The organism is Mesorhizobium norvegicum (assembly GCF_004919685.1).
Lineage (GTDB): Bacteria > Pseudomonadota > Alphaproteobacteria > Rhizobiales > Rhizobiaceae > Mesorhizobium > Mesorhizobium norvegicum.
Genome location: NZ_SMYZ01000249.1, coordinates 1 through 252, shown reverse-complemented (window position 1 = coordinate 252; position 252 = coordinate 1). Strand labels below are relative to the sequence as shown.

Below are 252 nucleotides of genomic sequence, written 5' to 3'. Positions count from 1 at the left end.
GCTGGAGGTCCCGGCCATCCGCTGGCTCGACGACCCACCCGACGACCCTCGATAGCCCGAACCACCTATCGCCCTGACGCGAGGGCTTGCATCCGGTGATCGGTGGTGCGATACTGAACCAGATGGTTCAGTTTTCGGATGCCCGACTCGACGCCTCGTTCGCGGCGCTCTCGGATGCCACCCGACGGGGTGTCCTGGAGCGGCTCGGACGGGCCGACGCGTCGATCACCGAGCTGGCCGAGGCGTTCCACC

At 67.9% G+C, this 252-nt stretch carries 1 pseudogene; it reads left to right on the top strand.

The annotated features are described in order from the left end of the window. Positions 1-122: 122 nt before the first annotated feature. Positions 123-252: pseudogene (locus FCU66_RS42495) on the top strand (ArsR family transcriptional regulator); the annotation flags it as partial.